The sequence below is a fragment of the Chlorobium sp. N1 genome (genome assembly GCF_004332115.1).
In the GTDB taxonomy this organism is placed as follows: domain Bacteria; phylum Bacteroidota; class Chlorobiia; order Chlorobiales; family Chlorobiaceae; genus Chlorobium.
In genome coordinates this window covers 458,233-484,795 of record NZ_SJPA01000001.1, presented here as the reverse complement: position 1 = coordinate 484,795, position 26,563 = coordinate 458,233, and the positions used below count along the sequence as shown (strand labels likewise).

General features: G+C 63.4%; 29 protein-coding genes. 9 read left to right on the top strand and 20 right to left on the bottom strand.

Annotation, left to right across the window (positions count from 1 at the left end):
- Window position 1 precedes the first annotated feature (1 nt).
- Window positions 2-526: a biopolymer transporter ExbD gene (locus E0L29_RS02195; RefSeq protein WP_131354073.1), complete on the top strand. Its 525-nt coding sequence runs from the start codon at window positions 2-4 to the stop codon at window positions 524-526.
- Between the two features lie 32 nt (window positions 527-558).
- Complete coding sequence (locus E0L29_RS02190) at window positions 559-1,350, top strand: energy transducer TonB (protein WP_131354071.1); 792 nt, start codon at window positions 559-561, stop codon at window positions 1,348-1,350.
- Between the two features lie 111 nt (window positions 1,351-1,461).
- Here the strand turns inward: E0L29_RS02190 and E0L29_RS02185 are convergent, their stop codons facing one another.
- The 6 genes from E0L29_RS02185 to purE all read right to left on the bottom strand — a co-directional run bounded on the left by E0L29_RS02185 (window position 1,462) and on the right by purE (window position 5,601).
- Window positions 1,462-1,698 carry a hypothetical protein gene (locus tag E0L29_RS02185; protein ID WP_242664242.1) on the bottom strand — a complete coding sequence of 79 codons (237 nt, stop codon included), beginning with the start codon at window positions 1,696-1,698 and terminating at the stop codon, window positions 1,462-1,464.
- Window positions 1,691-2,896, bottom strand: coding sequence for an aspartate aminotransferase family protein (locus E0L29_RS02180; protein ID WP_131354069.1), 1,206 nt, complete (start codon window positions 2,894-2,896; stop codon window positions 1,691-1,693). Before E0L29_RS02180 ends, E0L29_RS02185 begins: the two co-directional genes overlap by 8 nt.
- Before the next feature lie 69 nt (window positions 2,897-2,965).
- Complete coding sequence (locus tag E0L29_RS02175; protein WP_131354067.1) at window positions 2,966-3,178, bottom strand: hypothetical protein; 213 nt, start codon at window positions 3,176-3,178, stop codon at window positions 2,966-2,968.
- Window positions 3,175-4,464: an NAD(P)/FAD-dependent oxidoreductase gene (locus E0L29_RS02170; RefSeq protein ID WP_131354065.1), complete on the bottom strand. Its 1,290-nt coding sequence runs from the start codon at window positions 4,462-4,464 to the stop codon at window positions 3,175-3,177. The genes E0L29_RS02175 and E0L29_RS02170 overlap by 4 nt, the downstream gene beginning before the upstream one ends.
- A 125-nt stretch (window positions 4,465-4,589) precedes the next feature.
- A complete protein-coding gene (locus E0L29_RS02165; RefSeq protein WP_131354063.1) occupies window positions 4,590-5,087 on the bottom strand; it encodes a cupin domain-containing protein in 498 nt (165 codons plus the stop codon).
- Window positions 5,074-5,601 carry a 5-(carboxyamino)imidazole ribonucleotide mutase gene (gene purE, locus E0L29_RS02160; protein ID WP_131354061.1) on the bottom strand — a complete coding sequence of 176 codons (528 nt, stop codon included), beginning with the start codon at window positions 5,599-5,601 and terminating at the stop codon, window positions 5,074-5,076. Before purE ends, E0L29_RS02165 begins: the two co-directional genes overlap by 14 nt.
- Before the next feature lie 156 nt (window positions 5,602-5,757).
- On the opposite strand from purE, the gene hemN reads away from it, so the two are divergent.
- From hemN to ablB, 6 genes are all read left to right on the top strand, one after another.
- Window positions 5,758-7,182 carry an oxygen-independent coproporphyrinogen III oxidase gene (gene hemN / locus E0L29_RS02155; RefSeq protein WP_131354059.1) on the top strand — a complete coding sequence of 475 codons (1,425 nt, stop codon included), beginning with the start codon at window positions 5,758-5,760 and terminating at the stop codon, window positions 7,180-7,182.
- A 59-nt stretch (window positions 7,183-7,241) separates the two neighbouring features.
- A complete protein-coding gene (locus E0L29_RS02150; RefSeq protein ID WP_131354057.1) occupies window positions 7,242-8,375 on the top strand; it encodes a Gfo/Idh/MocA family oxidoreductase in 1,134 nt (377 codons plus the stop codon).
- 127 nt (window positions 8,376-8,502) lie between these two features.
- Window positions 8,503-8,964: a MarR family transcriptional regulator gene (locus E0L29_RS02145; protein WP_131354055.1), complete on the top strand. Its 462-nt coding sequence runs from the start codon at window positions 8,503-8,505 to the stop codon at window positions 8,962-8,964.
- A 6-nt stretch (window positions 8,965-8,970) separates the two neighbouring features.
- A complete protein-coding gene (gene ablA, locus E0L29_RS02140; protein ID WP_131354053.1) occupies window positions 8,971-10,293 on the top strand; it encodes a lysine 2,3-aminomutase in 1,323 nt (440 codons plus the stop codon).
- Window positions 10,293-11,732, top strand: coding sequence for a sodium:solute symporter family protein (locus E0L29_RS02135; RefSeq protein WP_131354051.1), 1,440 nt, complete (start codon window positions 10,293-10,295; stop codon window positions 11,730-11,732). Before ablA ends, E0L29_RS02135 begins: the two co-directional genes overlap by 1 nt.
- On the top strand, window positions 11,729-12,565 hold the full coding sequence (gene ablB / locus E0L29_RS02130) for a putative beta-lysine N-acetyltransferase (protein WP_131354049.1): 837 nt from the start codon (window positions 11,729-11,731) through the stop codon (window positions 12,563-12,565). Before E0L29_RS02135 ends, ablB begins: the two co-directional genes overlap by 4 nt.
- A gap of 18 nt (window positions 12,566-12,583) precedes the next feature.
- Here ablB and ccsA read toward each other — a convergent pair whose 3' ends face one another.
- From ccsA to E0L29_RS02085, 9 genes are all read right to left on the bottom strand, one after another.
- Window positions 12,584-13,381, bottom strand: coding sequence for a cytochrome c biogenesis protein CcsA (gene ccsA, locus E0L29_RS02125; RefSeq protein ID WP_131354047.1), 798 nt, complete (start codon window positions 13,379-13,381; stop codon window positions 12,584-12,586).
- Window positions 13,378-14,616 (bottom strand): cytochrome c biogenesis protein ResB, encoded by a 1,239-nt coding sequence (locus tag E0L29_RS02120; protein ID WP_131354046.1) that lies wholly within the window; start codon window positions 14,614-14,616, stop codon window positions 13,378-13,380. Before E0L29_RS02120 ends, ccsA begins: the two co-directional genes overlap by 4 nt.
- A gap of 97 nt (window positions 14,617-14,713) precedes the next feature.
- On the bottom strand, window positions 14,714-15,475 hold the full coding sequence (locus E0L29_RS02115; protein WP_131354044.1) for a HesA/MoeB/ThiF family protein: 762 nt from the start codon (window positions 15,473-15,475) through the stop codon (window positions 14,714-14,716).
- A complete protein-coding gene (thiH, locus tag E0L29_RS02110) occupies window positions 15,466-16,563 on the bottom strand; it encodes a 2-iminoacetate synthase ThiH (protein ID WP_131354042.1) in 1,098 nt (365 codons plus the stop codon). Before thiH ends, E0L29_RS02115 begins: the two co-directional genes overlap by 10 nt.
- Window positions 16,560-17,339 (bottom strand): thiazole synthase, encoded by a 780-nt coding sequence (locus tag E0L29_RS02105; RefSeq protein WP_131354040.1) that lies wholly within the window; start codon window positions 17,337-17,339, stop codon window positions 16,560-16,562. Before E0L29_RS02105 ends, thiH begins: the two co-directional genes overlap by 4 nt.
- A 38-nt stretch (window positions 17,340-17,377) precedes the next feature.
- Window positions 17,378-17,581 carry a sulfur carrier protein ThiS gene (gene thiS / locus E0L29_RS02100; protein ID WP_131354038.1) on the bottom strand — a complete coding sequence of 68 codons (204 nt, stop codon included), beginning with the start codon at window positions 17,579-17,581 and terminating at the stop codon, window positions 17,378-17,380.
- A 50-nt stretch (window positions 17,582-17,631) separates the two neighbouring features.
- A complete protein-coding gene (locus E0L29_RS02095) occupies window positions 17,632-18,777 on the bottom strand; it encodes an aminotransferase class I/II-fold pyridoxal phosphate-dependent enzyme (RefSeq protein ID WP_131354036.1) in 1,146 nt (381 codons plus the stop codon).
- Between the two features lie 71 nt (window positions 18,778-18,848).
- On the bottom strand, window positions 18,849-20,138 hold the full coding sequence (locus E0L29_RS02090; RefSeq protein WP_131354034.1) for an O-acetylhomoserine aminocarboxypropyltransferase/cysteine synthase family protein: 1,290 nt from the start codon (window positions 20,136-20,138) through the stop codon (window positions 18,849-18,851).
- A gap of 3 nt (window positions 20,139-20,141) precedes the next feature.
- Window positions 20,142-20,609: a DUF4395 family protein gene (locus E0L29_RS02085; protein WP_242664240.1), complete on the bottom strand. Its 468-nt coding sequence runs from the start codon at window positions 20,607-20,609 to the stop codon at window positions 20,142-20,144.
- Between the two features lie 146 nt (window positions 20,610-20,755).
- Between E0L29_RS02085 and E0L29_RS02080 the strand changes: the two genes are divergently transcribed.
- Window positions 20,756-21,190 (top strand): MOSC domain-containing protein, encoded by a 435-nt coding sequence (locus tag E0L29_RS02080; RefSeq protein WP_131354032.1) that lies wholly within the window; start codon window positions 20,756-20,758, stop codon window positions 21,188-21,190.
- On the opposite strand, the gene moaA is transcribed toward E0L29_RS02080, so the two are convergent.
- From moaA to E0L29_RS02055, 5 genes are all read right to left on the bottom strand, one after another.
- Window positions 21,187-22,206, bottom strand: coding sequence for a GTP 3',8-cyclase MoaA (gene moaA / locus E0L29_RS02075; protein WP_131354030.1), 1,020 nt, complete (start codon window positions 22,204-22,206; stop codon window positions 21,187-21,189). The two genes, E0L29_RS02080 and moaA, sit on opposite strands and share 4 nt — an antisense overlap.
- A gap of 137 nt (window positions 22,207-22,343) precedes the next feature.
- Entirely contained in the window at window positions 22,344-23,156 is an 813-nt protein-coding gene (locus E0L29_RS02070) for a TOBE domain-containing protein (protein ID WP_131354028.1), read from the bottom strand.
- 218 nt (window positions 23,157-23,374) lie between these two features.
- Window positions 23,375-25,609 carry an outer membrane beta-barrel protein gene (locus E0L29_RS02065; RefSeq protein ID WP_131354025.1) on the bottom strand — a complete coding sequence of 745 codons (2,235 nt, stop codon included), beginning with the start codon at window positions 25,607-25,609 and terminating at the stop codon, window positions 23,375-23,377.
- A gap of 72 nt (window positions 25,610-25,681) precedes the next feature.
- Window positions 25,682-26,113, bottom strand: coding sequence for a c-type cytochrome (locus tag E0L29_RS02060; RefSeq protein ID WP_242664239.1), 432 nt, complete (start codon window positions 26,111-26,113; stop codon window positions 25,682-25,684).
- Window positions 26,114-26,220: 107 nt separating this feature from the next.
- A complete protein-coding gene (locus tag E0L29_RS02055; protein WP_131354023.1) occupies window positions 26,221-26,529 on the bottom strand; it encodes a (2Fe-2S) ferredoxin domain-containing protein in 309 nt (102 codons plus the stop codon).
- Between the last annotated feature and the right edge of the window lie 34 nt (window positions 26,530-26,563).

The window sequence follows — 26,563 nt, the reverse complement described above, 5'->3', positions numbered from 1 at the left end:
CATGGGTATGGTCGACACTCCGGGAGAGGGGCGCGGCAGGAAGGCCGGGAAGCGGAAGAACCGGCGCATCGGGTTCCGCCTCGACATGACCCCGATGGTGGACGTGGCTTTTCTCCTGCTCACGTTCTTCATGCTGACCACCACGTTCTCCAAATCCAACACCATGGAGATCAACATCCCTCCCGAAAGGGGCGAGGTGAAGGTGGCGGGCTCGAACATCCTGACGCTGCGCATTCCCGGCGACGGCATGGCCTACTGCTCCCTCGGTGATCTCAGGCCGAAGCGCATTCCGCTCTATGAGGAGGAGGACGATTCCCGGCTCTCGCTCAGCGGCGAGCTCCGCAGCCTCCTGCGCCAGCAGACCACAGTGAACAGCAAGCTGGTGATCGTTGTCAAGATCGGCGAGAAAGCCCGCTACAAGCAGCTTGTCGACATCATCGACGAACTGAACCTGATGAAGATCGACCGGTTCAGCCTTGACGACTACACACCCCAGGACGACCTGGAAATCAGGAAAGCCGTATAGGCGAATCTTCACCCGAACAGAACAGGCGAGCCGTGCAGTCAAGACTCAAGAACATACATCGCGAAATCGACGCCGAGGCAAAAGCCTCGCGATGGTCGCTCGGTGAGGAGTATCTCGATACCGACCGCCTTCGCGGCATCCACTACGGCAACCTCACCCTCCGCCGCCAGGCGCACATCTTCATGACCCACGGCGTGATCACCGCCGTGCTTCTGCTTTTCGTCTTCTGGGTATTCGCGGCAAACTGGGGGAGACTCACCTCGCTCTTCGGCGGTTCCGGCCACTCGGGTCAGATGGTCCAGTGCTACGAGGTGGTCACCAGCGTCACCCAGCTTCCCCCTCCTCCTCCGCTCGCCGCCCCTCCGCCGGCTCCTGTCCGCCCCGCGGCTCCTGCCGCAGCGGCTCCCAACGTCGGCAAGATCAGGAAGGTCAAGGAGGACGAGGTGCCGGCCGAGCAGACCATCGCTACGCAGAAGGAGCTGCGCGAGGCCATACAGACCGAAAGCATCGACGGTACGGGAGAGGGCGGGCCGGTCTTCATCCCCTGCGAGAAGATGCCGGGGTTCCTCGACCAGAAGAAACCGCATTATCCTGAGATGGCCCGCATCGCCGGGATCGAGGGGAAGGTCTTTGTCAGCGTGCTCATCAGCGAGGACGGCCGTCCGCTGCGGGCTGTGGTGATGAAGCGCGTACCGGCCGACTGCACCCACTTCGACGAGGTCGCCATCCGCTCCGTCATGGAGTCCCGCTACTTTCCCGGCATGCAGAACGGACGGGCCATCAAGGTCTGGTTCACCGTGCCGATCCGCTTCCAGATCAACTGAACGCAGCCGCTTCGGGCGGTTTCCCGGTTCACCCATGAAACACGAAGAGCGCCCCTCGGGGGCGCTCCTGCTTTCCTGTCCGGTGCCTTCCTGCCGGAGGCGGCAGATGGCTCAGTGCCTGCGGGGACGGATGAGGATGCCGAAGGCGACGGCCGCATAGGCGCCGACGAGCAGGACCGGGGCGACGTTCAGGGCGAAGAACCCGTCGACCCGGTGCTCGATCGCCATCGCCCAGAAGCTGAGCACGATCAGGGCCGCACCGCCTGCAATGACGAGATAGTTTGTCCGCCCGAGCGGCATCGCACGTGATGGTTCCGGGCGCCCGGTCCTTTTTTTCTTCTCAGCCACCGTTCTCCTGCTCGGTGAAGAGTTCGTCGAGCACGCCGATGCAGCGCTGCGCCTCCTCCTTCGTGATGACGAGAGGGGGGAGGAGCCGGATCACGTTGCGGCTGGTCGCGTTCATGATGACACGGTGCCGGAGGGCCCGCTCCACATAGTGTCGGGCTTCGCCTTCGACCGTGATGCCGATCATGAGCCCGTACTGGCGGATATCCGTGATGGCGGCATGGCGCTCCCTGAGCTTCGAGAGCTCTTCCTGGAAGAACTCTCCGGTCTCCCGGGCGCGCTCCATCAGCCGGTCTTCCTCGATGGCCCTGATCATGGCCAGGCCCGCCGCACAGGCGACCGGGTTGCCGCCGAAGGTGGTGCCGTGGCTGCCGTAGGTGAGCACGCCCTGCACCTTCTCGCTGCCGATGACGGCCGAGAGCGGAAGGCCGCCGCCGAGGGGTTTTGCGAGGCAGACGAGGTCGGGCTCGAGCTCCAGCTGCTCGTAGCTGAAGAACGTTCCGGTCCTGCCGCAGCCGGCCTGGATCTCGTCGGCCACGATGAGGAACCCGTGCTTCTCGCGCAGCTCCATCAGGCGATGGCAGAACTCCTTCGACACCCGGTGGATGCCGCCCTCTCCCTGGACCGCCTCGATGAACACCGCTGCCGTCCGGTCGGAGACTTTCTGCTCGAGGTCCCGGACGTCGTTGAAGTCCACCATGCCGAGGGCCGGCAGCAGCGGGTGGAACCCTTCGACGTACTGCTGCTTGGCGGTCAGCGACATGGCGCCGTAGGTGCGGCCGTGGAAGCAGTTGCTCAGCGAGAGCACCTCGTTCTTCCCCTGGTCGCCGTGGTCGACGGCCCACTTGCGGGCCATTTTTATGGCGGCTTCGACGGCTTCGGTCCCGCTGTTGGCGAAGAAGACTTTCGAGAGGCCGGAGAGCTCGATGAGCTTGGCCGCCAGTTCGAACTGGGGACGCATCAGGAAAAGGTTCGATGCGTGGATGAGCTTCCCGGCCTGTTCCGCGATGGCCTTCTCGAGCCGGGTGTCCCCGTAGCCGAGGGCGTTGACGCCGATGCCGGCGATCATGTCGAGGTAGCGCGTTCCGTCGTCTCCGACGAGCCACGAGCCCTCGCCGTATGTGACGGCTATCGGCAGGCGGGAGTAGTTGTGGAAAAAGAGCTGCTCTTCGGTTTCGCGGGTTACTGCAAGAGTGTTCATGCCGGGTAGTGGACTACAGGTGAGATGGAGTGCCTTTGGGAAGAAGTATAGTGATGAATCGCCTTGCTTTCAAGCGTTTTCTTCCCTCTGTCGCCACAGCATCCAGGAGCGCAGGATACGCCATGCGCCGTACGAGCCCGTCAGCAGGCAGTAGAGGGTGAGGTCGGTGCCCAGCCCTCCTTCAGCGCCTCCCATGGTGAAGGCAAGCCAGGCGGCCAGGCCGAGGAATGCCGTTCCGGTCAGGAGTCCTGCGATGGCGGGCGCAAAGCGGCGTGCCGTCACGGCGCGGGCTCCTTGCGGTGCGGTCCGGCCTCGGGGTAGAACCGCCACTCGCGGTTGACGATGAGCCGGGCGCCGAAGCCGAAGGTGAAGTAGGACCATCCCCACTGCATCAGGACGAAGACGCGGTGCTTGAAGCTGGTGAGGTAGTAGATGTGGACCAGGAGCCATGCGAACCAGGCCGGTGCGCCGTCGAACTTGACGTTGCCGATCTGGACGATCGCGCGGTTCTTGCCGATGGTGGCCATCTGGCCCTTGTCCTTGTACTGGAACGCCTTGCGGGCCTTGCCCTTGAGGTCGCGCAGGATGGTCCTTCCGATGAAGTTGCCCTGCTGAAGCGCGACGGGAGCCATGCCGGGAAGGGGCTTGCCTTCCGCGTTGAGGGAGCATGCCTGGTCGCCGCCGACGAAGATCTCGGGGTGGCCCGGCACGGAGAGGTCGCCTTCGACGACGATCCTTCCGATGCGGTCGGTTTCGGCACCGAAGTTGTCGCCGAGCTTGATGGCCGTGACGCCGGCCGCCCAGAGGACGGTGGCCGCTTCGATGCGCTCGTTGCCGATCTGCACGCCGTTCTCGTCGACGTCGCTGACCATGCTGCTGGTCCAGATCTGGACTCCCAGCTGCTCGAGCGATCGGGTCGCCTTGCTGGCAAGTTCGGGCGCGAAGGAGCCGAGGATGCGCGGGGCGGCCTCGACGATGAAGATGCGCGTCAGTTTCGGGTCGATCTGGTGGTAGAGCTTCGAGAGGGTGTAGCGGCTCATCTCGCCGATCGAACCGGCAAGCTCGACGCCCGTGGGGCCGCCGCCGACGATGACGAAGGTGAGGAGCTTCTTGCGCTCGACCGGATCGCTGCTGCGCTCGGCCGCCTCGTAGGCTTCGAGGATGCGGCGGCGGATCTCCTTGGCCTGCGAGAGCGTTTTCAGGCCCGGTGCGTTCTCCTCCCACTGGTTGTTGCCGAAATAGTGGTGGCGCACGCCGCAGGCCAGGATCAGGTAGTCGTACTCGACCGGACCGAAGTCGGTGTGGATGGTGTGGTTCTCAGCGTCGATGCGCTCGACGATGCCCTTGTAGACGGTGATGTTGTCGTAGATGGAGAGCATGTTGCGCAGCGGCGCGGCGATGTCTCCCTCGTCGAGTGCCGACATGGCGACCTGGTAGAGGAGCGGTTGGAACAGGTGGTAGTTCCGCCTGTCGATAAGGGTGACTTCAACATCGTCTCTGTTGCCGAGGACGCGGGCTGCGTTCATGCCCGTGAAACCGCCTCCGACGATAACGACTCTCTTTTTCATGGCTCTTGTATTTTTCAGGGTATCAGTGTGTCTGCCGCCGTGCCTGCGGGGTCGGGGGCAAAAATGGCGTAACGTGCCGTAAGGTAAAAAAAAGAACGGAAAATCTGGAGCGAATATAACAATTATTACCGCGTCAGTTTCTCGATGATTCCGTGCTCTTTCGGGTACCGCTCCAGGAGCTCCCGGCGCTCCGCCATCACGAAGTCCCCGAAGTCGAATCCCGGCGCCACCACGCAGCTGACGAGGGCGTAGCTGCCGGGTGAGGGGCTCTCGAGGGATGCCCCGAACCATGCTCCTGCCTCCACCACACCCTGCAGGACCTCTCCGGCATCGGGATCGGAACCGAGCGTGAATGCGCGGTGCCCTCCTGCAAGCATGTCCACCCTCAGCGCAGCGCCCGCATGCCATAGCCAGAGCTCGTCGGAGCCGATCCTGTGCAGGCAGGATCGCTCGTCTTCCCGCAAGAGGTAGTAGATGGCGGTCGAAAAAGAGCGCGGACCTTTGAACGGACTGCCGGCGTCGAAGGGGTAGCTGCCGTCGCTGCGCCAGCTTTCACGGTACCAGCCCCCCTCGGGATGCTGCCGCAGCCCGAGGCTTCCGATCCATTCCTCAGCCGTTTTCACCGAGTCGCTGGCGGATCTTTTCGGTCTTCTGGCGCGAAGCCTCCGCGAGCTTTTCTCGGAAGGCGACGAACGCCTCCATGAGCTTCGGGTCGGCCAGCGCCAGGATCTGGACGGCCAGGAGCGCGGCGTTGCGGGCGTTGTCGATGCCGACGGTCGCCACCGGGATGCCGGCCGGCATCTGGACGATCGAGTAGAGCGAGTCCTGGCCGCTGAGCTTCTTGCTGAAGATCGGCACGCCGATGACCGGCAGCTCCGTCATGGCGGCGGTCACTCCCGGCAGGTGGGCGGCCCCGCCTGCGCCGGCGATGATTGCCCTGAGGCCGCGGGCGCGCGCTCCGCTGGCATAGGCTTCGAGGTCGCGCGGGGTGCGGTGCGCGGAGATGACCGATATTTCGGAGGGGACGCCGAACTCGTCGAGCACCTTCGCGGCCTCCCTCATGATCTCGAAATCAGAGTCGGAGCCCATGATGATGCCGACCTGCGGGGTCGCTGATGCCGTATGCTGTAAGCTCATATCCTGAAGAAATATAATGGCAGGCGGAACTGCTTCCGGGCAGTCCGGCCGGGGGCGGCACGGTGCCTGACGGGTTTATGAAATTGCCGAGTTTTGTGTATTTTGAAGAATGTCGAATTTAAAAAAATAATATTTCATTTCTTGAGGAAGACAGCAATGGCAACAAATCTCGCAGAGAAATACAGCAATCCCGGTCCCCGCTACACCAGCTACCCGACCATTCCCTCCTGGAGCACCGACGGCATCACCCAGGAGCAGTGGAAGGAGGCGATGGTCAAGGGCTTCAACGACAGCAACGAGACCTCCGGGATCAGCATGTACATCCACATCCCCTACTGCGAGAACTACTGCTATTTCTGCGGCTGCAACGCCCACCGCACCCAGGACCACTCGTACGAGGATCCCTACATCGATGCGCTCCTCAAGGAGTGGCAGATGTACCTCGACGTCTTTCCCGGCACGCTCAACGTCAAGGAGCTGCACATCGGCGGCGGCACCCCGACCTTCCTCAGCCCCCGGAACCTCACCCGCCTCATCGACGGCCTCTTCAGCCACGTCAACCGCATGGAGGGTCATATCTTCAGCTTCGAGACCAACCCCCGCTCCACCACCCGCGAGCATCTCGAGGCCCTCTATAACGGCGGTTTCCGCCGCGTGAGCTTCGGTATCCAGGATTTCGACCCCATCGTGCAGAAGGAGATCAACCGTCCCCAGTCGTTCGAGCTGGTGAAGGAGAAGGTCGACTTGGCGCGCCAGATCGGTTTCACCTCCGTCAACTTCGATTTGGTCTACGGTCTTCCGAAGCAGACCCTCGCCACCATCACCGACACCATCGAGAAGGTCATGGAGCTTCGTCCCGACCGCCTCGCCTTCTACGCTTACGGCCACAACCCCCATATGTACGAGGGGCAGCGCCGCTTCAAGGAAGAGGATCTTCCGGTGGGTGACGCAAAGCAGGAACTCTACGACAAGGGACGTGCGATGCTCGAGTCGATCGGCTACCACGAGATCGGCATGGACCACTTCGCCATCGAGGGCGATGCGCTCTACGAGGCGGCAAAGAGTGGCACCCTGCACCGCAACTTCATGGGCTATACCGAGAACACCACCCAGATGATGCTGGCGCTCGGTTCCTCCTCCATCAGCGACACCTGGTACGCCTTCGCACAGAACGAGCGGACCGACGGCGCCTATATCAAGGCGGTCAACGAGGGACGCTTCCCGCTGCACCGCGGCCACCTGCTTACCGACGAGGACCTTGTGCTCCGCCGCCATATCCTCAACCTCATGTGCCGCCAGGAGACCTCATGGGCCGATCCGAAGCTCTACACCGACGAGCTCGACGTCACGCTCATGCGCCTCGAGGACATGCAGAACGACGGCATGGTCGTTCTCGGAGAGAAGAGCGTGAGGGTTACCGAGGCGGGCATCCCCTATCTGCGCAACATCTGCATGGCCTTCGACGCCCTGCTCTGGCGCTCTGACAGCCTCTCGAAGGCCTACAACGTCTCGCGCGATATCCAGAAGGGCTATATCGAAAAGGCCCGGCTCGCCAAGGAACAGAAGGAAAAGGCTCTCTGAGGCGGCTCCATTCCAACTGAAAAGGGTGATTGCGGTCACCCTTTTTTTATGTCCGGACGATGAAAGAAAAGGTACGGGTCGGTTTCCTTGGAAGCGGGTGGTCGCGTATCGCCCAGGCTCCCGCGTTCTCGCTGATGGACGATGCCGAGCTTGCGGCCGTCGCCAGTCCCACCGAGAAGCACCGGAAGAAGTTCATGGAGTCCTTCGCCATCACGGAAGGCTTCGCCGACTGGCGCCGGCTGCTCGACTGCGAGCTGGACCTCGTCTGTGTGACCACGCCTCCCTTCCTGCATCGTGAGATGGTCACGGCCCTGCTCGAGCGGGGCCGGAGCGTCATCTGCGAAAAGCCCTTCGCCCTCTCGGTCGCCGAGGCCGAATCGATGTTCAACGCTTCGCTCGTCTCTCCGGGCCTCGCCCTCCTCGACCACCAGCTCCGGATGCACCCGGCGGTCCGCACCATGAAACAGATGATCGAGAGCGGCGAGATCGGCAGGGTCTACGACGTGCGCGCGATCGTCAACCTTTCGAGCCGCAGCCGTCCCGATCTCCAGTGGAGCTGGTGGAGCGACCGGGAGCGGGGCGGGGGAGCGCTCGGCGCAATCGGCTCGCACCTCATAGACCTCAACCGCTTCCTCATCGGCGAGATCGCCGAGGTCTCCTGCAACCTCACGACCAGCGTTCCGCAGCGGCCCGACCGCGAGGGACGGATGCGGGCGGCAACCTCCGACGACAGCTTCTCGATGCAGATGCGCTTCGGTCCCTCCTCGATCGCCCTCGCCGCCCCCTCCCTCATGCAGGTCACGACGGTCGGCTCCTACACCTGGTTCTCCTTCGAGGTCTCCGGCAGCCTGAAGTCAATACGGCTCGACGGGGCGGGCCGGCTCTGGGAGGTCGGGACCGGCGGCTCGAAGGGGTCGCGCAGTCTCGTCGACGCACCCCGCTGGACGCAGGTCGAGCCGATCCTCCCCTGGGACGAGCTCGTCCTGCAGGAGAAGATCCGCCACTCTTCGCTGGCCGTCCACGGCATCTTCGCCGTCGGATTCGCCTTCCTTGCCCACCGGGCCGTCAAAGCCCTGCGCAACGGTGAGGGGCGCATTCCCGACGCGGCCTCCTTCGCCGACGGGCTCGTCGTCCAGAAGGTGCTCGCCGCCGGCCTGGCCTCCCACCGTCAGCGCCAGTGGGTCAAGCCCTGAGGGGCTTTCCGGGGTTGTTTTCCGTACGGCTTGCATTATTGGACGGGTTTGTGTAGGTTATGATCGAATGTTTCGTGTACGAAAATATCGTGTGCGAAAGTTTCTCATAACCAGATTTCCGTGGATCATGCCGCATTCCGTGTTGGCTCCAAGCAGTCCCGACGGCAGGGGGTATCATGCCCTGCGACGCATCACGAGGGCGCTCGACGTGCACTCCAGAAGGCTCTACCGGGAGTGGAAGATCACCTCCCCGCAGTTTCTCTGCCTGCAGGCCCTCGAGAAAGAGAGTGTGCGCACCCTCTCGCAGCTTGCCGCCGAGCTGCACCTCGGTGCGAGCACGGTCAACGGCATCCTCGACCGGCTCGAGGCGCGTGGCCTCGTCTCCCGTTCGCGTTCGCAGGAGGACCAGCGCAAGGTCCTGCTTTCCGTGACGCCGGAGGGGCAGGCGCTCGTCGACTCGGTGCCCGAACTGATGCGCGATTCCTATGCCAGGGCCCTCGGCCGCATGAGCCTGGATGAGCAGGAGCAGCTCTCGCGTCTGCTCGGCAGGCTCGCCGACCATCTCGATCCGGAAATCGTCCACCTGTAAAACCCTATGCCTCTCTCTCCGACACAGCAGCAGATCATCAAGAGCATCGATCCGGCCGCAACCGTTGCGGACTGGAACGACTGGAAGTGGCAGATGCGCCACAGCATCCGCGACCTCGCCACCTTCGAACGCCTGCTCGGCATCACCCTTTCCGACGAGCAGCGGAGGGACTTCGGCAAGGCCGTCGAGAAGTTCCCGATGTCCATCACCCCCTACTACCTCTCGCTCATCAATATCCTGGACATGGAGAACGACCCGGTCTTCCTGCAGAGTGTCCCCTCGCCCCGCGAGCTGGAGATCATGCATGGCGACATGGCCGATCCGCTGCATGAGGACGCCGACAGCCCGGCACCGTGCGTCACCCACCGCTATCCCGACCGGGTGCTGCTGCTTGTCAGCAACACCTGCCCGATGTACTGCCGCCACTGCACCCGCAAGCGCAAGGTCGGCGACAAGGATACCATTCCCGGCCGTTCGGCCATCCGTGAGGGCATCGACTACATCCGGCGTACGCCGCAGGTGCGCGACGTCCTGCTCAGCGGCGGAGACCCGTTCCTGCTCTCCGACGACTATCTCGACTGGATCCTCGGTGAGCTGCACGCGATCGAACACGTCGAGGTCATCCGCATCGGCACACGCACTCCCGTGGTGCTGCCGCAGCGCATCACCCCGGAGCTCGTGGCGGTGCTGAAAAAGTACCAGCCGGTCTGGGTGAACACCCATTTCAACCATCCGCGCGAGATCACGCAGTCGTCGAAGAATGCGCTGGCGCGCCTGGCCGATGGCGGCGTACCGCTCGGCAACCAGACCGTGCTGCTCTCCGGCATCAACGACTGCCCGCGCATCATGAAGGCGCTCGTCCACAAGCTGGTCCGCAACCGGGTGCGCCCCTACTATCTCTACCAGTGCGATCTTTCCGAGGGGCTTTCGCACTTCCGCACGCCGGTCGGCAAGGGGATCGAGATCCTCGAGAGCCTGATCGGACATACGAGCGGCTTTTGTGTGCCGACCTACGTCATCGACGCGCCTGGCGGCGGAGGGAAGATCCCCGTCATGCCGAACTACCTGATCTCCTGGTCGACCAACAAGGTGGTGCTGCGCAACTACGAGGGGGTGATCACCACGTACAAGGAGCCGGATTCGTACGAACCGACCTTCTGCGACCGCAACTGCGACCGGTGCGACCTGCAGCTCAACCTCGACGACGCCGACGCCATGGAGGCCATCGGTATCCAGCAGCTGCTCTCGGACCACGATACCACCATTTCGCTGGTACCCTCCTCCAACGAGCGCCATTCCAGGCGCAGGGGGGAGGAGGCCGGGGAGTGATGGCGTGGATCGACTACCTCATTTTCGGCCTCTACATGCTGGCGGTGCTCGGTGTCGGCCTCTATCATTTCAGGCGGAACGGCGACGCCGAGGACTACTACGTGGGCAGCCGACAGATCAGCCCGGTGCACGTGGGGCTTTCGATCGTGGCGACCGACGTCGGCGGAGGGTTTTCGATCGGCCTCGGCGGGGTGGGTTTCCTCATGGGTCTTTCGGGCAGCTGGCTGCTCTTCACCGGCCTCGTCGGCGCCTGGCTCTCGGCCGTACTGCTTATTCCGCGCATCAAGCGGCTCGACCGGCGTGAGGGGTTCATGACCTACCCCGACTTCCTCCGCCACCGCTACGACGGACGGGTGGCGTTCCTTGCCGCCCTCATCTCCGCCCTCGGCTACCTCGGCTTCACCGCCGCACAGATGCTTGCCGGCGCGAAACTCGCCTCGGCGACCATCCTGCCGAGCAACCCTTTCGGCATCGATCCCGTGCTGTTCTCGCTCTACGTCATTGCCGTCGTCACGGTGCTTTATACCGTGATCGGCGGGCTGAAGGCGGTCATCTACACCGACACCGTCCAGTGGATCGTCCTGCTCGGCGGACTGCTCCTGGTAACGGTGCCGGCGACCCTTGCCAGGATCGGCGGGATTGAGGCGCTCAGGGAGCAGCTGCCTTCGAGGTATTTTTCGCTGACGGCCATCGACCCGGTGACCTTCCTCAACTGGATGGTCACCATCATCCCCATATGGTTCGTCGGCATGACGCTCTATCAGCGGATGTACGCCTGCCGCGACGAGGCCGACGCCAGGAAAGCCTGGTACGTGGCCGGTTTCTTCGAGTATCCGGTGATGGCTTTCACGGGAGTGTTCCTCGGCATGTGCGCCCGGGTGGTCTTTCCCGAAGCCGAGCCGGAAACGGCCATGCCGATGCTCATCGGCGGGGTGCTGCCGGCCGGGGTGGCCGGCATCGTCATCGCCTCCTATTTCTCGGCGATCATGTCGACGGCCGACAGCTGCATGATGGCCTCATCGGGCAACTTCACCAACGACCTCATCGGCCGCTACCTCCTGAGGGACGGCGCCTACGGCAAAGGCTCGGTGCGGCTCTCCATGCTCGTGACTTTCGCCGTCGGCGTCCTGTCGGTGCTGCTTGCCGTGCGTTTCACGACGGTGCTCGAGGCCATCCTCCAGGCCTACGCCTTCATGGTTTCGGGCCTGTTCGTCCCGACCCTCGGGGCCTATTTCTGGCGGCGCGCCTCGTCGACAGGCGCCCTTGTCGCAATGGCTGGAGGGGGAAGCCTCACCCTCACCCTCCTTTACGGCCTGTGGCAGCTGCCCCCGGCCCTCGGGGCCGTCGGCCTCGATCCGACCTTCTACGGCATCCTCTTTTCGGCGATGCTGTTCGTACCCGTTTCACTCATCTTTCCCGATACAAAAAGACCGTCATGACAAGAGATACGATAGAGCGTTTCGAGGGCGCACTCATCCAGCACGGACCGCTCAGCCGCCGGATCTACCTGATGGATCCGGCCGGGAGCGATCCTCTCGCCCTTTCTCGCGGCCTGGTCGACATGGCCCGCCGGAACGGCTACACCAAGATCTTCGCGAAGGTCCCCGAGGGCTCCGCGGCTCCTTTCCTCGAACTCGGCTTCCGTGAGGAGGCCCGTGTGCCGGGATTTTACGGTGGCCGGGAAACGGCTCTCTTCCTCGCCCTCTTCCTCGATCCCGAACGGGCCGTTGCGGCGGACGCCGAAACGATCCGGGATATCGAGCGCCTGGCCCGATCGCAGGGGGCCCGGCCGTCGAAAGCCCTTCCCCCGGAGTTCCGCCTGAGGCCCTGTACGCCTGAGGACATTCCCGTGATGAGTGCGATATACCGCGAGGTCTTCCCCTCCTACCCCTTTCCGATCGATGATCCCCGGTGGCTCCTTGAAACCATGCAGACCCATGTCGATTACTACGGCGTCGAGCATGAGGGTTCGCTCGTGGCGCTTGCCTCGTCGGAGATGGATCTGGATGGGCTGAATGTGGAGATGACCGATTTCGCGACCCTGCCGAAGTGGCGCGGCCACGGGTTCGGGCTGCACCTGCTCAGGGTGATGGAGGAGGGCATGCGCGCCCGGGGGATGAAGACGGCCTATACCATAGCCCGCGCCGCTTCGGCCGGCATGAACATCACCTTTGCCAGGGCAGGCTACCTCTTCGGCGGCACGCTCGTCAACAATACGAACATCTCGGGCGGAATCGAAAGCATGAACGTCTGGTGCCGGAGTCTGCAGTGAGGGCGCAGGATCGCGCCCTCAGCTCTGCTGGTAGGTGTGCACGCTGTTTGGGGCTGTCGGCAGGTAGTTGACGCCGAACCAGCTCACCAGGAGCACGAGGAAGGCGAGCGCCAGGTACCACTGGAGCTTGAGCCGATCCACCCTCGAGCTCGAGGCGTGCAGGTAGCCGAGGTAGATCAGCCAGGCGATGAAGGCCCAGGTCTCCTTCGGGTCCCAGGACCAGTAGTTCCCCCACGCATCCTTCGCCCAGAGCGCTCCGAAGACCAGGCCGAAGGTCAGAAAGACGAAGCCGAGCAGCGCCAGGTAGTGGGCGAGCGCGTCGTTTTGCGGGGTGTTGTTCTTCCTCCAGGTGAGGAAGATGTTGTGCCATCCGGAAACGGATGATGCGGCAAGCAGCACGTAGCCGACGAGGTAGACGACGACGTGGGGGACGAACCACGGGCTCTGCAGCGCCGGCATGAGCGCCTTGTCGAAGACCTCGGGGTGCATGAGGTTGATCGTGAGGAAGAATGAGGCCAGCGCCATGCAGTAGTACTTCAGCCAGGAGATCTTCCAGCGCCCTTCGACGAGCAGGCCCACCAGCGGGATGAGTGCGGCGTACCAGAGCCGGGTCTCGCCGAGGGTGCGAAGGGGCGGGCGCTCGAGCGCCGACCAGTAGAGGGCGATGAAGGCGATCATGACGAGCGAGCCGCCGAGATTGAGCGCCGTGGCGGGCCGTTGCAACGCCGGGGCCCGTTTCGATGCGACCGAAAGCATGGTGCCGGAGGCCCAGAGTGCGATGGAGAGGTATGCCGCGGTGGTGAAATCTAGGATCATCTCTCTACTCCCGATCGTTTGATGCCGTTCCAGAAAAAGAGCGCGTTGCCCCCGAGGATCATGAAGAGCCCGAGATAGACCGCCGGCAGCCACGGATCGCGGATCGCCTCGAGCAGGCTGAGGGTCGAGAAGCGGCCGGAGGCCTCGTCATAGCCCATCTGGTAGATTTTCCATCCGGCGAAATTCACCGGCTTGTTCACCTCGAGCAGGGCCTCCCTCGAGCTTCCGTCCAGCCCCCTGATGGTGACGGCCGAGCGGTAGGTTTTGGGTGAGCCCGGCATCATGATGAGATAGCGCGAGCCGACTTCTGCGGCGTAGGGCCGCATGCCGGGTCCTCCGGTGCTGATCCAGGTGTCGGGCTGCGCTCCTGTTCCCGTGATGCGCACCATGGCGTAGGGGATGCCTGCCGCCGTCGGGGCCGCGACCGGGGTGCCGTCGGCTCCCGGCATGGCTGAGGGGAGGTAGTCAAGAATTTCGACCCGGGTGCCTTTCCATGTGAGGGCGACCCCGCGGCGGATCTCCGTCATGGTCTGGCTTTCGTCCATGATGAAGCGGTCCGCTGCCGGATCGTAGAGCAGGATCTCGGGCGGGTACTCCTCGATGGAGAAGTCGTGGAGATGGATCGAGAAGGGAAGCCGGCGCAGCTCGCGTCCTTCTCCGGAGATCATTCCGTGGCTGGAGCTGCGTCCTTCGTAGACGGGTACGATCAGCCGTTCGAGGTCGGAGCGGCCGAACACTCCGCAGGCGAGCGCAAGCCAGAACCCGCCGTGGAAGAGGATGAACTGCAGGTTGCCGATATTGAAGGGCACCGTCCTCCAGACGAGTGAAAGGCCGATGTTGAGGAGGAAGAGCCCGACGATCAACGCGAAGGGCCAGCTCGAAAAGACGGCGTGCAGGCCGAGCCGGAGCGCAAGGGGGGAGCCCTCTATGCCCTGCGGGACCATGCCGCCGATGAAGGAGATCAGGGCGAGTGCGATGATGAGCGAGAGCCCGAGCGGGATGCCGCCGAGCCACTGGACGAAGGGTCGTCGCCGAAAGGCGAGGGCGATCGTGAGGGTGGCGAGGGCGAGGAGCGCGAGCGAGACTCCGTTCAGCGGCCACTGCGGCATGTCGATGCCGGTGCCCTTGAGGGTGTACTGCACGGCAAACCCGAATGCGGTGGCTGTGATCGCCGTGAGTGCTGATTCCCTGTACTGCCAGGGCGCCTGAAACCATGTTCTCCCTTTGGCCGTCATAGTGTGCGGGGATGCTGTTGGGGTCCGGAAGCGGGGCGCTCCGGAACGGTGAATGCGTAATGTATGCCGCCCCCGGTGGATGTCCAAACCGCGCTCCTCATCCTTTCTTCTCCTTCCGGGGGGCGCTGCAGACCGGGCAGTGCGGATCCCGGTCGACGGGGATGGTGCGCAGCTCCATCGAGAGGGCGTCGCAGGAAAGCAGGCGGTCGAAGAGCGGTCGGCCGATCCCGAGCAGCACCTTCAGGGCCTCAAGGGCCTGCATGGAGCCGATGATGCCGGCAAGGGCGCCGGGCGGGCCTTCGGGAGCCGAACCCTCCTCCTGCAGCTCCTCGTCGAAGAGGCAGCGGAAACAGGCGGTTTTTCCGGGAACGACCGTCATCGCCTGCCCCCTGAATCGGCTGATGCCGCCGTGGGAGTATGGGGTCGATGCTTCGTGGCAGGCCCTTGCGATGAGCGCTTTCGAACGGAACGAGTCGGTGGCGTCGAGGACGAAATCGTAGGCTGCGGCGAGGCTGACGGCGTTCTCTTCGTCCAGCCGGCAGGGGTGTTTTTCCAGCCGGAGCTCCGCGTTGAGGGCGAGCAGCCGCTCTCCGGCCGAGTCGACCTTCAGGGCGCCGAGTGAGGCCTCGGTGTGGATGATCTGGCGCTGGAGGTTGCTCTCCTCCACCCGGTCGTCGTCGACGAGGCCGAGGGTGCCGATGCCGGCCGCGGCAAGGTAGAGGGCCGCCGGGGAACCGAGGCCGCCGGCGCCGACCACGAGCACCCTGGAGGCTTTCAGCCGCTTTTGGCCCCCGGCGCCGATTTCGGGCAGCGCGAGGTGGCGGCTGTAACGCTCCCGTTCCCTCCCGCTCAGGGGCATGCTGCCGTTTCCTTCGGCCCTTCCGCAGACGGGGCGAGTGTGGCCGGACCGTTGTAGGCGCCGTCCCAGTTCTTGAATACCGGTTCGATGCCGCGCTCCCTGAGCGCCTGGCAGAACGCTTCGGCGCTCCGCTCGTCGGAAATGTCGAACTGCCCCCGTTCGCCGGTGCCGCCCTCTTCGTATCCTCCGACGGTCGTGCGGCTGGCGGTGCTCATGCGCGTGACTGCGAGCCCGGCCATCCCGTCGCGGAACGATGCCCGCTCCCGCGTCGAGAGCGCAAGGTCCATGTCGGGCAGGCCGATGCGGAAGGCCAGGATCATGCGGGCGAGCTGGTGGTCGCCGACCGTGAAGGGCGGCTTCCAGCCACCCTGTTCGGGGCGCATGCGGGGGAACGAGACCGAGATGCCGGCCCTCCAGAACTTCTTTGAGAGGTGGCGCGCATGTCGATAGAGCCTGAGCGCCTCTTCTACCGGTTCCGAGAGCCCGAGCAGGGCTCCGATGCCGACGGTCTTGATGCCCCCTTCGAGCGCGCGTTCGGGGGTTTCGAGCCGGTGGAGGAAATCTTTTTTCGGTCCCCACCGGTGGAGTTCGAGGTAGCGTTCGGGATCGTAGGTCTCCTGGTAGATGGTCACTCCCGTGCAGCCGCATTCGGCCAGCTCGCGGTACTCTTCGACCGTCATCGGAAAGGTTTCGACGGAGACGCGCGCCATCTTACGGGCGGCGATCACGACGGCCCGGCGCAGGTAGTCGAAGCCGGCCTGCGGAGTCCTCTCTCCGGTGAGGAGGAGGATGTCCTGGATGCCGAGCTCCTTCATGGCGGCGATCTCCCGTCCGATCTCGTCCTCCTCGAGCCTTCGTCTCGGGGTGGTCCTGTCGGAGGCGAACCCGCAGTAGGCGCAGCCGCTCGGACAGTGGTTCGAGAGATAGAGCGGGGCGTAGAGCGACATGGTGCGCCCGAACCGGCGGAGGGTGATCGAGCGGGCACGGGCGGCGAGCGTTTCGATGTCGAAGGGCTGGGCGCCTTCAAGCATCCGGCGCATTTCGGCCGTGCCGCTTTCATCGGAAAGCCATGCGGGAATGCCCTTCATCGGCTCTCTCCGAGGAACGAGGTGAGGGGGCTTGTCGGAACGGCCTCGTTTCCGGCCGTCATCAGCCCGGCGCGCAGTGCGCTGCGTCCCGCCGCCGTGGCGTCGCGGAAGGCCGCAGCCATTTCGGCAGGATCGGCGGCGGCGGCGATGGCGCTGTTGACGAGCACCGCGCTGCAGCCCATCTCCATGGCGCGCGCCGCTTCGGACGGGGCGCGCAGGCCTGCATCGACGATGACGGGAACGGTGCTTTCACGGATGATGATGTCGAGCATGCCGGCCGTCGTGAGTCCCTGTCCGCTGCCGATCTGCGCGCCGAGCGGCATGACCGAAGCGCATCCGACCTCTTCGAGCCGCTTGGCGAGCACCGGGTCCGCCGCGATGTAGGGCATGACCAGGAACCCTTCCGAGGCAAGGATCCTTGAGGCCTCGAAGGTCTCTATCGGGTCAGGCAGGAGGTGGTGGGGGTTCGGGTGGATCTCCACCTTGATGAAGGGGCTGCCGGAGAGCTCACGGCTGATGTGGGCGGCTTTGACGGCTTCTGCGGCCGTCGAGGCGCCGGAGGTGTTCGGCATGAGGGTGAGGCCTTCGAGCTCGCTGAGCGGGCCGAAGAGGTCGTCCTCGAGCTGCTCGCGGTTGAATCGGCGGAGCGCGACGGTGACGAGCTCCGCCTTCGATGCCCTGACGGCCTCGAGCATGACCTTGCTGCTGCTGAATTTGCCGGTTCCGAGGATCAGCCGTGAGCTGAAGGTGCGGGGGCCTATGTGAAGGAGGTCCATGGGGTCCATAACTGCTGTATTCGTTTCAATCATTCTTTCTACCCGCCTCCGGCGAACACCAGGATTTCCATCCGGTCGCCTTCCCTGAGGACGGCGGCCGAACGCTCCGGGGGGCGGACGACGTGGTCGTTGAGTACCGTCGCCACGGTCCTGCCGTCGCTTCCGGCGGCGGCGAGCATGTCGGCCACTGTCGAGCCTTCGGCTACCGTTTCGGGTTTTCCGTTCAGTACAATAGTAAGCATTCGGGCGGTTTCTTCGCGGGTTCTTTCAGGTTGATTTTCGGGGTTCGTGCCTAACGGCATCCCTCGAGGGCACTCTTGAGGTCTTGCTCGAGGTCCTGCGGGTGTTCAAGGCCGACGGAGATCCGGACGAGACCCTCTGTGCACTCCCTGGCGGCACGCTCCTCCGGGGTGAGGGCCCAGAGGGTCATTTTCGATGGCGAGGCCGCAAGGGACTCGACTCCTCCGAGGCTGTCGGCAAGTATGAACAGCTTCAGCCCCGAAATAAGTTTCCCGGCGGCCTCCATCCCCCCCTTCATCTCTATCGTCAGCATTCCTCCGAACCCCTTCATCTGGCTCTTGGCCAGTTCGTGCTGGGGGTGGGAGGGCAGGCCGGGGTAGAGTACCCGCCGGACGGCCGGATGGCCTTCGAGGAACCGGGCGAGGTGCATGGCGTTCGACTCATGTTCCTTCATCCGCACCTTGAGGGTTTTCAGTCCGCGCAACACGAGCCAGCAGTCCCACGGGGATGGTACGGCTCCCGCCGCCGCCTGGTAGGTTTTCAGGCGCTGGTGGAGGGCTTCGTCGCCTGTGACGACAGCCCCGCCGATGAGGTCGCTGTGTCCGCCGAGGTATTTCGTGGTGCTGTGCACGACCAGGTCGGCCCCGAGCTCGAGCGGACGCAGGAAGTAGGGGCTGGCGAACGTGCTGTCGACGGCGAGCGTGACGGCGCGTTCACGGCAACCGGCCGAGAGTGCCCGGATGTCGGCCAGGCGCATGAGCGGATTGCTCGGGCTCTCCGCCCAGACGAGCTTCGTTTCCGGCCGGATGGCCTCGAGGTAGCTTTCCGTCGTCCCGCCGTGGCAGTAAGAGGTGGTGATGCCCATCGGGGCGAGCAGTTCCTTGAAGATGCGGTAGGTGCCGCCGTAGACGTCGATGCCGGAGACGATATGGTCACCGGGCCTGAGGCCGTGCAGCGCAGCCATGGTGGCCGCCGCGCCCGAGGCGAACGTGAGCGCGTGGCCTCCGCCCTCGAGAAGGGCGAGCGCGTTTTCGAGCGCCTGGCGGGTGGGGTTGCCGATGCGCGAGTAGACGAATCCGCCGTCGTATTCCAGCCCGCTCCGGGCGAAGGTCGAGGTCTGGTATACGGGCACGGTGACCGAGCCGGTATGGGGATCGGGCGTCTGGCCGTCGTGGATGGCGAGGGTTTCGAACTGCATGGGCGGTCTTTTTTTTACAAGGTAGTGAGTTTCTGCAATAATCCTCCCGCCTTCTTCCCGATATGCACTCTTCAGCAGCCCTCGAGCGCAAGGTCGAGCGCCCGGGTGAGGTCGTCCGGGTGTTCGAGCCCCACGGAGAGGCGGACGAGGTCCTCCTTCACGCCCGACTGACGGAGCTGTTCGGCGGAGAGCTGGCTGTGGGAGGTGCTTGCGGGATGGAGGATCAGGCTCTTGGCGTCTCCGACGTTGGCTACGTGTGAAAAGATGCCGATGGAGTCGATGATGCGGATTGCCGCATCATACCCCCCTTCGGGACCGAAAACCACCATTCCCCCGAACCCCTGCTGCAGCTCCCTGGCGGCGGCAGGGTGGGACGGGTCGTCCTGCAGGCCGGGGTAGCGGACCCATGCGATTTTCGGATGGCGCCGGAGGTGTTCGGCGACATGCATGGCATTTGCCGAATGGCGCTCCATGCGCACGTGCAGCGTTTCGAGCCCCTGGAGGAATATCCATGCGTTGTCGGGCGAGAGGCAGGCCCCGAGGTTGCGGAGCGGAACGGTGCGGAGTCTCAGGGCGAAGGCCGCCGGAGCGAGGGCTTCGGGAAGGTCGCGGGCCCAGCGTATGCCGTGGTAGTTGGCGTCCGGCTCGGTGAAGAGCGGATGCTTCCCGCCTCCCCAGTCGAAGCGCCCGGCGTCGGTGACGCTGCCGCCGATGGCTGTTCCGTGGCCGCCGATCCACTTCGAGAGCGAGTTGATGACGATGTCGGCCCCGTGCTCTATCGCGCGCAGGAGGTAGGGGGTGGTGAAGGTCGCGTCGACGATGAGCGGCAGGCCGTTGCGGTGGGCGATGTCGGCGATGGTGCGCACGCCGGTGTAGTCGAGCGTCGGGTTGCTGATGGTTTCGATGTAGAGCGCCCTGGTCTTTTCATTGATCGCCCGCTCGAACTCCTCCGGCTCCGAGGGGTCGACGAAGGCGACCTCGATGCCGAGCTTCGGGAGGATGGCGTCGAACTGCGTGTAGGTTCCCCCGTAGAGGTTGCGCGATGCCACGATGTTGTCTCCCGCCTCGGCAAGGGTGACGATGGTGTTGAAGATCGCCGCCGTCCCTGAGGAGAGGGCGACCGATGCGGCGCCGCCCTCGAGCGTGGTGATGCGCTCTTCGAGGGTTTGGGTCGTCGGGTTCATCAGCCGGGTGTAGATGTTGCCGAGTTCCTTGAGCGCGAAGAGGTTGGAGGCATGCGCAGTATCCCTGAAGAGGTAGGCGCTGGTGCGGTAGACGGGTACTGCCCGCGACAGGGTTCCGTCCGTCTGCTGCCCTGCATGCAGGGCGAGGGTTTCAAATCGCCGTGTTCCTGTATTCATGGCTTATCGCTTTATGGATGGGGTTTTTGCCAGCAGTCTGTGGCGTTCAAGATTGAATCGGTAAAACAGCACGCAGCCGAAGCAGAACCCGCCGAGGGCCATCGCCGCGGCTATGGCGACGACTCCCGAGAGGGCCCAGCCCACAGCGGGCGCTCCGGCAAGGAATGCGGCCTGGGCCCCTGTGAGGAGGATGAGGGCGATCGCGTTGTTGAAGCGCATCAGTTTCGGGTTTTCGGTTTCCGCACCTTCCCGGCCCTCTCCGAAGAGCATGGTGCCGAGGATGAAGACGGGGCTCGCTTTCCTGCCGAAGATTACGGCCGGGAGGATGACGAGGACGAGCGCCGTCGTGATGAGCGGCTCGTTGAACGCTCCTGCGGCCAGGACGCCTCCGAGCAGCAGGGCGCGGTTCAGGGTTACTATGGGCATCGGAATGCCTGCTTCGTTGAGGCTCTTTTGTTTGTTCTGTTGCATCGGATCCTTTTTTTTGTTGCGTTGTTAACAATTGTTAATACATTTTTTCGCTTTTTCCAAGCGATTGCGTTTATTACCAGTGAATTTTTTGTGTGGGGCTGGTCCCGGGAGGGCCTCCCCCATGCCAACCTGAAAATCTTCCGGTCATGGGACATATCGAAGCGGTCTGCCTGAGCAGCGAGAAAGGGGAGTTGAAGTCACCGGTGGAGCGTGCGGAGTTCCGCAAGGGCTGGGGGATCGAGGGTGACGCCCACGCCGGCGACTGGCACCGCCAGGTGTCGCTGCTCGCCGGAGAGAGCATCGACAGGATGCGCACGAAAATGCCCGAACTCAGCCATGGGATGTTCGCCGAGAACCTGGTGACCCGCGGGTTCGATCTTTCGGCCCTCTCGGTCGGCGACCGGCTGAAGCTCGAGGGCGGGGTGGTGCTCGAGATCACCCAGATCGGCAAGGAGTGCCATAACGGGGGATGTCCCATCCAGGTGGCGACCGGCGAATGCATCATGCCGAAAGAGGGGATCTTCTCGCGTGTCCTCGAGGGGGGTCGGGTCGAGCCCGGCATGAAGATCGACGAAGCCTAGCCTCCGATTTCCGACATGCTCGTGCCGGCAGAGCTGCCGGCATCCTTTATCTTCCTTCCGTCTTCGGGCTTCGAGGCGATGCACTCTCTGAAGAGCGCTCGCAGCGCATCCTGCCGTTCCGCTTCATTTCCCGTACCGCTCCTGAGGACCTCAAAAAGGTCCGTTCCTTTCTTTTCGTAGAGACAGCTCATCGCCCGGCCTCCGGCCGTGATGCGGATGCGGTTGCAGCTCTGGCAGAAGTTTCGGGTGTAGGCCGGAATGATGGCGACGGATCCCCTGTGTTCCGGAAGGCGGAAGCTGTAGTACTGCGTTCCCGACCCTTGCAGCTCCTCCATTTCGGGATGGAGCTCGAGCAGGCGCTCGCGGATTTTGTCCATGCCGAGGAACTTTCCCGTTCTCCAGATCTGGTGGTCGTCGAAGGGCTGCAGCTCCATGAAGCGGACGGTGACGGGGTTGTCCCTCGTCAGTTCTATGAAGGCGGGGAGCTCCTGGTCGTTGATGCTGCGCAGCATCACCACGTTCACCTTCACCGGTATCGTGCCGAGCGAGATGAGCCGGTCGAGGTTCGCCTTCACCCGCCCGAATTCGTCGCGGCGCGTGATCTCCCGGAAACGCAGCGCATCGAGCGAATCGATGCTCACGTTGAGTGCGTCGATGCCCGCTTCGATCAGCCCGTCCAGATGCCGGTCGAGCAGGAGGCCGTTGGTGGTGAGGGTGACGCGCCGAATCCCGGGAGTCTGTTTTGCCCTGCGGACGATATCGGAGATGTCCCGGCGCAGGAGCGGCTCGCCGCCGGTGAGGCGCACTTTTTCGACCCCCATCGAGGCCAGGGCCTCGATGATGGAGCCGATTTCGGCGTAGCTCATCATCTCGGAGGGTTGGCCGTTTTCGTGCTCTTCGCGCATGCAGTATGAGCAGCGCAGGTTGCAGGAGCGCGTGACGGCTATGCGGGCGTAGCTGATCTTCCGCCGGTAGCGGTCCTCAAGCGGGGGAATGTTTTCTGGTGAAAGGTTCAATTGGCGCTGTTACCCGGATTCCTTGTTGTTCTTGACAGGGGGACAAGATATCCCTTCTTCGGGTGGTTGCCAACTTAAAGGGCGAAGCCCCCGTCGTGCGGGGGCTCCGGTGGGGCGGGTTATGCGCGCTTCGTCGTTCAGTTCACGCCGAGGATGACGCTCGAAGCCTTGAATGCCGCGCAGGCGTGCCCGCCCTCCTTGAGGCCGAGCCGCTCGGAGCTGCCGTGGGTGATGATGGCCGAGATGACGTTCCCTCCGCCGATCTCCACGTCGACCTCGGTGCTGACCGGGCCCTCGATCAGTTTCGAGATGGTGCCGCACATGAGGTTGCGGGTGCTGAGGTGGGCGTCGTGCAGGTCCTTGCCGATGATGATGGAGCTGGCCTTGATGATGGCGTAGGCGCTCATGCCCTCCTTGAGCGCCAGGTTCCTGACCGCGCCGTTGGTGATGATGGAGGTGATGAGGGCTCCGCCGGAAAGCTTGATGACCACTTCCGCGTTGACGGCTCCGAGCGTGATTTGCTCGACGGTGCCGGAGAAGACGTTGCGTGCGCTGATTTTCATGGAGATCATTTTTAGGAATTGATGGAGCTGACGCGTGTTGCCGAGCCGTGCTTCAAGGTTCTGCAGGTATTTGCGGTGTTCCTCCTGCACCACCCTGAACTGTTCGAGCACTTTTTTGCCTTCACGGGTGAGGACGGTGCCCCCTCCTCCCTTGCCTCCGGCGGTGCGTTCGACCAGCGGCTTTTCGGAGAGGTTGTTCATCATGTTGACCAGGTGCCAGGCGGTCTTGTAGCTGATGCCCACCGCCTTGGCGGCGCTGTTGATGGAGCCGAGCTCCTCGATCTTGTCCAGAAGTGCTATCCGGTCTCCGCCGAGGAAGCGGTTCCTGTCCTTCTGGAACCAGATGTCGCCCTCGAGCCCGATTTCGTCGTGCATGCATTTGGCCATGGTGTTCCCTGCTTCTGCTTCGTTCGTAGGTATTAGCTCCATTATACATCAGTTCAAATATAGGGCAATCGAGGCGTTCAACAGCTGGATTTAGGGCCCGGCTGCGATTTTTTTTGATTTTCGCCATGGTGCGGCTCTTTCCGTCCTATAAAAAATCCCGGCGCCGGAGAAACGCCGGGAGGTGCAAACGAGGAAAGAACAGGCACTGCGGAGAAACGCTAGTAATGGAAGGCCAGCGTGGCCATGAGGGTGAAGGGCGCTCCGGGCTGGTAGGAGGTCTTCAGGGTCTTGTAGTCCGAGGTGCTGATCATGCTGACGTACTTCCTGTCGAAGATGTTTATGAACGAGAGCGAACAGTCGACGTTTTTGAAGCCGAGCATCGGCCGGCTCCAGGTGAGGTCCAGGTCGAAAAGGGTCGCGCCGTCGACCTTTTGCTCGTGGAGCGCGTCGCCGTAGCGGGTCGAAGTGTACCGGGCGACCGGCGAGATCGTCAGGTCGCCGAGGCGGTAGCTTACGATTCCTTTTGCCATGAATTCAGGCGCGTCGGGCACCTGCTCTCCCTTGACGTCGATGGTCGCATTTCCCGTTGCGTCGGAGGCGATCTCCTGGTCGAAATAGAAGCGGTTCCAGGAGAACGAGCCGTAGCACTTGAGTTTGGAAGACGGGCGGTACTCCCCCTCGAGCTCGATGCCGTATCCCTTGGCGTCGGCGTCGTTCATCGGGTAGTAGGCGTCGATCGAAGAGTCGTAGAGCACCGCCTGCTTGTTGCTGTGGATGGCGTAGTAGAGGGTCGGCGCGAGCTTCCAGTCGTCACCCGAGAGCTCGATGCCGAGCTCCAGGTTGTGCGAGATCTCCATCTCGCGGTCGTCCCACAGCTGCTCGAAGGTGATGCCTTTGTCTTTGTCACTGAAGGCGGTGTAGTTGGAGATGTAGTAGGGGTAGATGTCGACATGGGCGACGTAGTTCTCCCCGTAGGAGAGGTGCACCGTGGCGTTGTCGCTGAGCGTACGGGTCAGCGTCAGGTTCGGGAAGAGCCTGCTGAACCGTTTTTCGTCGAGGGCGCTTTTGGCCGCCACGATACCGGGATCCGTTGCGAGCGCATCCTCATAGCTGATGTCCCCGATGCCCGTCGTATTGTAGGTGATGATGGAGGGCAGGGTGTAGTTGACATACTTCAGGCCGCCCTCCAGCGTCCAGTCGCCGGTGCGGTATCTGGCTTCGATGAAGGGTTCGTGCAGCTCGTGGCTGGAGGTGTTCGAGAGGATCGCCCATCCGGTGAAGTTCAGTTCTCCGCCCACAACCGAGTATTTTTTCCATGAGGTCGGCGGTCCCGGCCGCTCCTGCGTGTGGTAGAGGTACCCGAAATCGATGTCGACGTCGCCGATCTTCGTCGCATACTCGGTGAGGATGCCCTTCAGGTCGTGGTCGATGTCCCAGCGTTTGATGAAGTTGCTGCCGCCGGGTGCCGTGGCGGTTTCAAGGTAGTAGCCCTTGTCGCTCCAGTAGTAGGGCTTGATGTTGAGCGTCGAGTGTTCGCCGGTCTTCACCTCGAGGTTGGCCATCGCCATCCAGTCCTCGAACTCGTTTTTGTTGTAGTCGTAGTACCAGACGCTTGTGGGGTCGGTGCTGTAGTCCTTGCTGTAGGCGGTATCGAGGTCGCTGATGTCGCTGTAGCCCAGGGCCCTGTAGGCATGGATCAGTCCCTTGCTGTAGGTGAGGAAGGCTTCAAGCTTGACGCGCTCGCTGAAGGTTTCCGAAACGCCCAGCATGAGGTTGTTGCGGTTGCTCGCTCCTTCCCCCTTCCACTTGTCGGCGTAGCTCGTCGAGCCGGAAACGAAGGCCTTCAGGCCCAGTCCGATCTCGCCCGTGTCGAGGCGAAGGTAGGTGCGCCGGAAATCGTTGCTGCCGACGCTCTCTTTCACGTCGACCGCGAACTCCTCTTGCGGGCGCTTGATCTCCATCTCGATCTTGCCGCCGACGTCGGCAAGGCCGAGCCCCCTGTTTGCCGGCATGACGCCCGAGTAGATCGTGATGTTCTCCATGTTCTCGAGGTCGTAGATCGTCGCTCCGCCGCCCGGCCTGCCGGTGACGGGCAGCCCTTCGACGTTGGCCGTGGTGGAGGGCACGCCGCCCGCCGTGGCTTCGACGCCGCGGAACCGGAACGCCTCATGGTAGTTGACGATGTCGGCGAGGCCGTACGGGTCGACGCTCTGCTGGCTGAGCGAGGGCATCATGTTGATGACCTTGTAGACCGACATCTGCGACGGGTTGAGGATGCTCGACTCGTCTCCGGTCACCTGCCGGAGGATGTCGCCCTTCTCTCCCGAGACGGTGAGCTCTTCGGCGGTGTAGCGGATGAGGGTGCTGTCGGGCGGCGCCTCGGTGGCCCGGGCGGTTCCTGCCGCCAGGAGCGCCGTGAGGGCGAGTGCGGTTGGTGTGGCTGTCAGTTTCATCGGTGTGGTGCGGTTGGTTGCGTTGTGTTGTTCAGGTGATAGCGATGGCCAAAAAAAATGCCGTGCCGCCGCTCATTCAGGGCAGTCCGGCGGGACGAAGGCCTGCTCGTAGCTGTCCCATAGCCATTCCGAGACGGTCCTGAGCTCCTCCTTCGTGAGCTCGACCGGCGGCATCAGTCCGAAGCGGGGTATGGCCGGGGCGCGGAGCTTCGACTTGCCGGGTTCGGGGCTGGCGATGAAGTCCATGATGTGGCGTACCCCGTCCTCCCGCTTTTCGAACGCCTTATGGTAGAAGTGGGCGAGGCCGACGATCGGCGGGGCTTTTTCCGGAGGCGGCGTCATTGTGTGGCAGCTGCTGCAGTGGTGCCGGTAGAGCTCCGGGCCCGATGACTGCGCGGCCCCATCGGAAGGGGCAAGCAGCGTTCCGGCAATCAGCAGCGTCATCAGCGGCGCCGCCGGGGAATCCGTTATGTATTTCTGGTTATAGCGTTTGGCGTGGGGCATCGGTTTCGGTCGTCTTTCGGTTGCTATTCGTTATAACTTCTTGAATATAACGAATAGTGGGGAAAATGCTGTCTTTCCATCACGAAAAGACAGCGCGTTGAGGATAATCAGTGGATGATGTGTGCCAGGCATGCCTCTCCCTCTTCGAGCGCGTCGAGGATCTCGTCGACCTTCTCTTCGCTGTCGATTTCGCCGTACCAGAAGTTCTCGGGGTAGATGACGACGATCGGTCCCTTCTCGCAGAGGTTCAGGCAGGCGGTGGCCGAGACGGCCACGTCCGTCATGCCGCGGTCGGCAAGCTCGCTCTCGAAGTAGGGGATGAGCGAGAGCGACTCCTTCTTGTGGCAGATGCCCTGCGGGGCGCCCTGTGCGCGGAAGCTGGCGCAGACGAAGATGTGGTGTTTGGGTTTGTCCATGGTCGGTGTCCTGTTTGTTGGTTTGGGGTTGATT